Here is a 6,290-nt window from a genome sequence, read left to right on the forward strand (position 1 = left end):
CGAAATCTTTAGCAACACCACCGTACACTTTTGCAAGAGTAGTACAGATAGCAGCAGTTAGAGTTGTTTTACCGTGGTCAACGTGGCCGATAGTACCAACGTTTACGTGCGGTTTCGTACGTTCAAATTTTTCTTTAGACATGGGGTGTCCCTCTAGGTACGGATTAGGTGGCTTAAAATAAGACCACGCAACCAAAAAAAATGGTTTTCTTTATTAAAGGAGAAGAAGCTTTAGACTGGTGCTAATACCCAGAGTCGAACTGGGGACCTCACCCTTACCAAGGGTGCGCTCTACCGACTGAGCTATATCAGCACACAAAATGAGTTGGAGCGTGCAGCGGGAATCGAACCCGCATCATCAGCTTGGAAGGCTGAGGTAATAGCCATTATACGATGCACGCAACACGTAACTCTGTTTGAGCTATTTAACCTTTAGAATATGGTGGAGAGGGACGGATTCGAACCATCGAAGGCAGTGCCAACAGATTTACAGTCTGCTCCCTTTGGCCACTCGGGAACCTCTCCAAATTTTGAGCTTTCTCTCGCTTGCCTTAAAGGAAGGGAGAAAGTGGTGCCGACTACCGGAATCGAACTGGTGACCTACTGATTACAAGTCAGTTGCTCTACCTACTGAGCTAAGTCGGCACAAGTGGGGCGCATTTTATTGAATGATTTTCCACCTTGCAATAGCAAATTGAAAAAAAGTGCAAAATTCTCTGAGCAAACTCCTACATACGGCTATTTAGCTCAAGGTTTACGTCTTTAACCCGCATCTAGTACAGGAAGATATTTTATTTATCTATCGCTTGATGTATTTTCCATGCACTTGTTTTGTTATCCACTATAGAGTTTTGTATGAGCCCATTTATGTCATTTGACCGCGAACGTTGGTCTGAGCTAAGGAATTTAGTTCCGATGACACTTTCTGAGAGCGACTTAAAAGAGCTTCAAGGCATCAATGAAAAGCTCACAATGGAAGAGGCAGTAGAGATCTATCTACCGCTATCTCGTCTATTGAACCTCTATGTGGCAGCCAGACAGAATAGAAACTCGGTACTCCACCAATTTCTAGATAAGAAAGAGAAAGCGCCACCTTTTATCATCGGTATTGCGGGTAGCGTAGCTGTTGGCAAAAGTACCACTGCGCGTCTGCTTAAAGCCCTACTCTCTCGCTGGGAAAACCACCCAAAAGTTGAACTAGTGACAACCGATGGCTTTTTATATCCAAACGAGGTGTTAGAAGAGAAAGGGTTGATGAGCAAAAAGGGCTTTCCTGAATCTTACGATATCAAGCGTTTAGTGAACTTTGTTTCGGATGTAAAAGCTTGCAAGAGAAATGTCACAGCCCCTGTTTACTCGCATCTTACGTACAATATTACTGATGACGTTAAGTGCGTCGACCTACCAGATGTGCTTATTATTGAAGGGCTTAATGTTTTACAAACCGGAATGAATTATCCACACGAGCCACATCGCGTGTTTATTTCAGACTTCCTTGATTTCTCACTCTATGTTGACGCTGATAGCCAACAAATCAAAGAATGGTACGTCAATCGCTTTATGAAATTCCGCGATGGCGCGTTTACTAAGCCTGGCTCTTACTTTAGTCATTACACTAAATTATCGAACCAAGCCGCATTGGACAAAGCAGAAGGTATCTGGAGTTCAATTAATGGCTTGAACCTTGAACAAAATATCCTTCCGACAAGAGAAAGGGCTCACCTGATTCTACGTAAAGGCGCAGATCATATGGTTGAAGAAGTGTTACTAAGAAAATAGTAACGCCTTAGTCGCCTTTTCTTAGCGATATCTCGCCACCAATATAGCTCTCGACACCATTCTCAGTTTTGAGCAATACAGCACCTTGTTCATCGATGCCTTGAACAACACCTTCAATTTCTCTAGGTCCAATGATCAATCTAACATTGCGACCTAAGAAATTATCCAAGCGGTTCCAACGCTCTAAAAAATTGGACATTCCTTTCAACTCGTAGTCGACAAGTGACTTATCCCAAGCATTGATCAGAGCCTGCGCTAACTGGTTACGGTCTGGCACCTTCCCATCACACACTTCTTTAAGGGAAGTCCATGGCTGGCCAATACCTGATGTTGTTGGATCCATGGATAGGTTTAGCCCTAAACCAATCACAATATGCGCAGCGCCGCCAGACTGTCCTGACAGCTCGACCAAGATACCTGCAAGCTTCTTGTCATTGTGGTAAAGGTCGTTCGGCCATTTAAGCTTTACACCTTCTACGCCCATCTCTTCCAAAGCTTCAACAACAGCTACACCAACCACAAGGCTTAAGCCCATTGCGGCAGCCATCCCCGCGTCGAGTCTCCAATACATTGAAAGATAGAGGTTTGCACCAAATGGTGATACCCACTCTCGTCCACGGCGTCCACGACCCGCAGCTTGATATTCAGCAATACAGACAGAACCCGATTCGAGGGTGTTAGTGCGCTCTAATAGGTGTTGGTTTGTAGAACCTATGATGGGAATGAGTTCAAGAGAAGCATCGCGACTAACTGCAGACAATTTGTCTTGGTCAAGCATATCCAAACGACTGGCTAGTTTGTAACCCTTGCCTTGTACTCGGTAGATATCTAAACCCCACTCTTGAATACCTTTAATGTGCTTACTGATAGCCGCTCGTGATACGCCAATCATTTCACCTAGGTCTTCACCTGAATGAAACTCACCGTCAGCAAGACATCTCAATAGTGCAAGCTTGGTACTGTGCTCTCTCATGCCAATGACTCCAAAGCCTTATCCAAGTTTGTCTCGCAGTCTCGTCCCATAAAGCGCACTTCATGTTCCAATCGAATATCGAATTTATTCAAAACGGACTGGCGCACTCGCTCTGCAAGCTTAAGGATATCCACAGCAGAAGCCTCATCATAATTGATAATAACCAATGCTTGGTTGGGGTGAACCTGAGCGCCACCTTCTGTCACACCCTTGAACTGGCATTGATCAATCAGCCAGCCAGCAGCAACTTTGATCATGTCATTACTCTCATAACCAACCATATTTGGATATAGAGCTAACAAGCGATCAAAATGATCTTTGGTGATCACAGGGTTTTTGAAGAAGCTACCCGCATTCCCTTGTACTCTAGGGTCTGGCAGCTTACTTGAACGGATAGCACACACTTCATCAAATATAGTGCGAGGGGAGAGCGTATCGGCTGCTAGGCTTTTTAACGGGCCATAGTGATTGCATGGCTCCCACTCTTTCGGCAACGTTAAACCAATCGCAACAACAATCGCTTTATCGTAGAGAGCGTGTTTGAAAATAGAATCTCGGTAACCAAAGAGACACTCTTCTTTGCTTAATCGCTTAACTGTATAAGTATCCAGACACAGGATATCGACATACTCGCATACGTCTTGTAGCTCAACACCATACGCACCAATATTCTGAATCGGAGCAGAGCCGGAACAGCCGGGTATCATTGCTAGGTTTTCTAGACCACCCAGCCCTTTATCCACACTCCACTCAACCAAGCTTGGCCAATCCTCGCCACCACTCACATGCAGTAGGTGATGACTGTCCGTCTCGGCCAGCTCAATCCCGGCTAATTTATTCACGATGACCAGGCCAGCGAAGTGCTCAGTAAAAAGCATATTACTGCCCTTACCCAGTATTAACTTAGGCAAAGCTGACCATTTAGGGTCTTTGTAAAGCGAAATAAGTTCTTCGGTAGTGGTGACTTCAACCAACGCATCACACGTCTGATCGATGGAAAAAGTATGAACATTTTTTAAACTAGCATTGAGATGGAATTGCATGGCGATATTCAATTAACTTACACTGCGGTCATTCTACAGCAGATAAACCAATGGCGCAGTGACTGAATGAACAATGTCATCATTACTCAATTAGACCCAGTAAAGGTTCCCCTAGTTAAACGTTTCTATAAAGAACATTACCCAACGGGAAAAGCGAATAAGAGTGAACTGATCTATTCGTTATTGCTGAATAACGAACTGTGCGGTGTCGTGCGTTTTCGTACAATAGAAAATAATCGCTTACTTACCGGTATGGCGATATCAAAACAACATCGTGGTCAGCAATTAGGCTCCCAGCTTATGGATTATTGTGCGCAACATACGCTTACGGAAGATGATTACTGCTTTGCGTACGCTCATCTCACCAATTTTTACGCGCGACACAAATTCGTACAAGTAGACCCTAAAGATCTACCAAATGGTTTAAGAGTTTTATACGAGCGCTATTCGAATAGCGGAAAAGATCTCATTCCTATGCATTATCAGCAAAATTGTTAGAGAATGCCTCGATTATCTAGTATTTGGTGCTATCCCTTTGGTAAAATTAAAGGTTCGCAATTTTGCATATTTTTAAGGTAAAACAGTCAATATGATTGCCAGTAGGAATCCATTCATACAGTTGCCAACCATAGCGCAGAATCCTGACAAGTTTGAAGTACTACTATCAGCGCAAGAGTTTCGAACTCGCCTACTTGATGAAATATCTCGCGCAACGACTCGTATTAGTTTAGTCGCTTTGTATCTTGAAGATGATGAGGCTGGCCGTGAGATCCTAACTGCCTTATATGAAGCAAAGCAAAAGAATCCAGAATTAGACGTGAGCGTTTGTGTCGATTGGCACCGGGCGCAGCGTGGATTGATTGGCGCAGAGTCTTCTGAAGGCAATGCAGCCATGTATAAAGAGTTCGCAGAGAAATATCAACATTCTGTGCCTGTCTATGGCATTCCCGTTCGCGGCAAAGAAGTCTTTGGCGTATTGCACTTAAAAGGCTTTATCGTCGATGATAGCGTGATATACAGCGGTGCAAGCCTTAACAATATCTATCTGAATTACCATGACCGCTATCGCTTTGATCGTTACCATGTTTTAAACAATGCAGCTCTTGCTGACTCAATGTTTGCCTACGTACACGAACAGATGGTTGCGGACAGCGCTGTTTATGACCTGGCTGATAAGAACAAGCCTGCGACCAAAGAACTGAAACCAGCGATTCGTCAGTTTCGAGCATCATTGGCAAGGTCTCAGTATCAATTCGAAGGGCAAGAGGTTTCAGCAGAGCAAGTGGCTGTAACACCATTGGTTGGTATCGGTAAAAGACGTAACCGTCTGAATCAGGGAATCAACCAACTCGTCGCTCAAGCTAAAGATGAAATCTTCATCTGCACACCTTACTTCAACTTCCCACCTAGCCTAGCTAAAGAAGTGAAGAAAGCACTTAAGCGTGGCGTAAAGGTCAGCATTGTTGTTGGTGATAAGACAGCGAATGATTTCTTTATCTCACCAGAAGAAGAGTTTAAAACGATTGGTGGTTTGCCATACCTTTACGAACTGAACTTACGCCGTTTCGCTAAAGCGAATGAAGCTCATATTGCTAGCCGTAATCTATCAATTCGACTTTGGCAACACGATTCCAATAGCTTCCACCTAAAGGGCATTTGGGTAGATAAGCGCTACATGCTACTAACAGGTAATAATCTAAATCCACGCGCATGGAAGTTGGATCTAGAGAACGGTATCTTTATCCAAGATAACTACCATCACCTAACAGACAAGTTTCAGGCTGAAGTGGATAACATCCTTCAACACACTCAGCTTATCTGTACTTATAAGCAGTTAGACAAGGTAGAGAGCTACCCGATGGAAGTTCAGAAGTTGATTCGTAAGATCACTCGTGTGAAAGCCGATAGGGTGCTTAAGCAAATACTGTAGTCGATGTATTAGAGACACTATTTATCAACGCCTAGCAAACGCTAGGCGTTTTTGTATCTACGAGATAGCTATTTAGGTTTGTTTGATGGTCTTTCGAATCAACATCTCTATTTATTCATAGTGAGTGTGATAGCTTGAAGTGTTAAGCATCCTACCTTTTCCTTAGTCAGTCTCAGGGTTCCAGATACGTGTATCAGGTATGGTTTAGATAGCAGCTAAACGAGTACCAATACGAACATAATCGACAATTACCCTTTACGTATTCAAGCAATAAAGTCTCACTCCTTAGGGCGAAGTACGTACGCGATAGAGAATTTCACATAGTAAAACAATCAGATTAGTGCTCTGCTCTATTTAGCTTAAGAGTTAGAAGTGACCACCTATATTCCCAAGCAGCACCTCCCGATATATAGAGAAGTACTTCATAGCTAGCGATAAGGATCTACTACTAAAACCCAAAACACATACGCAGGAAACGACGAAAGCCTAGTCGTCAGACTAGGCTTTCTGATATGTGCCGGAATAGCATGAAGTGCAGGGGCTCGGTGTCTTTATACCAATTAAA

Annotated in this window: 6 protein-coding genes and 4 tRNA genes; 3 read left to right on the plus strand and 7 right to left on the minus strand. The window is 43.6% G+C overall.

What is annotated here, in order from left to right:
* From AB4154_RS21225 to AB4154_RS21245, 5 genes are all read right to left on the minus strand, one after another.
* On the minus strand, positions 1-142 hold a 142-nt coding region (locus tag AB4154_RS21225; RefSeq protein WP_242456805.1), incomplete at its 3' end, for a GTP-binding protein.
* 95 nt (positions 143-237) lie between these two features.
* Positions 238-313, minus strand: a tRNA-Thr gene (locus tag AB4154_RS21230).
* 13 nt (positions 314-326) lie between these two features.
* A tRNA-Gly gene (locus tag AB4154_RS21235) sits at positions 327-401 on the minus strand.
* 39 nt (positions 402-440) lie between these two features.
* A tRNA-Tyr gene (locus tag AB4154_RS21240) sits at positions 441-525 on the minus strand.
* Positions 526-569: 44 nt separating this feature from the next.
* Positions 570-645: transfer RNA gene (locus tag AB4154_RS21245), tRNA-Thr, on the minus strand.
* Between the two features lie 210 nt (positions 646-855).
* Here AB4154_RS21245 and coaA point away from each other — a divergent pair.
* Positions 856-1,779: a type I pantothenate kinase gene (gene coaA / locus AB4154_RS21250; RefSeq protein WP_017066910.1), complete on the plus strand. Its 924-nt coding sequence runs from the start codon at positions 856-858 to the stop codon at positions 1,777-1,779.
* A gap of 7 nt (positions 1,780-1,786) precedes the next feature.
* Here the strand turns inward: coaA and birA are convergent, their stop codons facing one another.
* Entirely contained in the window at positions 1,787-2,752 is a 966-nt protein-coding gene (gene birA / locus AB4154_RS21255; protein ID WP_017059800.1) for a bifunctional biotin--[acetyl-CoA-carboxylase] ligase/biotin operon repressor BirA, read from the minus strand.
* Positions 2,749-3,795, minus strand: coding sequence for a UDP-N-acetylmuramate dehydrogenase (gene murB / locus AB4154_RS21260; RefSeq protein ID WP_017059799.1), 1,047 nt, complete (start codon positions 3,793-3,795; stop codon positions 2,749-2,751). The genes birA and murB overlap by 4 nt, the downstream gene beginning before the upstream one ends.
* Positions 3,796-3,861: 66 nt before the next feature.
* On the opposite strand from murB, the gene AB4154_RS21265 reads away from it, so the two are divergent.
* Together AB4154_RS21265 and pssA are read left to right on the plus strand one after the other, a co-directional pair.
* A complete protein-coding gene (locus tag AB4154_RS21265; protein WP_017059798.1) occupies positions 3,862-4,293 on the plus strand; it encodes a GNAT family N-acetyltransferase in 432 nt (143 codons plus the stop codon).
* A 91-nt stretch (positions 4,294-4,384) separates the two neighbouring features.
* Positions 4,385-5,725 (plus strand): CDP-diacylglycerol--serine O-phosphatidyltransferase, encoded by a 1,341-nt coding sequence (gene pssA, locus AB4154_RS21270; RefSeq protein WP_029235079.1) that lies wholly within the window; start codon positions 4,385-4,387, stop codon positions 5,723-5,725.
* The last annotated feature ends 565 nt before the right edge of the window (positions 5,726-6,290 follow it).

It is taken from the genome of Vibrio sp. 10N.286.51.B11 (assembly GCF_041469245.1).
GTDB classification, from domain to species: Bacteria; Pseudomonadota; Gammaproteobacteria; order Enterobacterales; family Vibrionaceae; genus Vibrio; species Vibrio crassostreae_C.

Coding starts and splice junctions, on each gene's coding strand:
- AB4154_RS21265 (WP_017059798.1), top strand. CDS start 3,862: ATGAACAATGTCATCATTACTCAATTAGACCCAGTAAAGGTTCCCCTA.
- murB (WP_017059799.1), bottom strand. CDS start 3,795: ATGCAATTCCATCTCAATGCTAGTTTAAAAAATGTTCATACTTTTTCC.
- coaA (WP_017066910.1), top strand. CDS start 856: ATGAGCCCATTTATGTCATTTGACCGCGAACGTTGGTCTGAGCTAAGG.
- birA (WP_017059800.1), bottom strand. CDS start 2,752: ATGAGAGAGCACAGTACCAAGCTTGCACTATTGAGATGTCTTGCTGAC.
- pssA (WP_029235079.1), top strand. CDS start 4,385: ATGATTGCCAGTAGGAATCCATTCATACAGTTGCCAACCATAGCGCAG.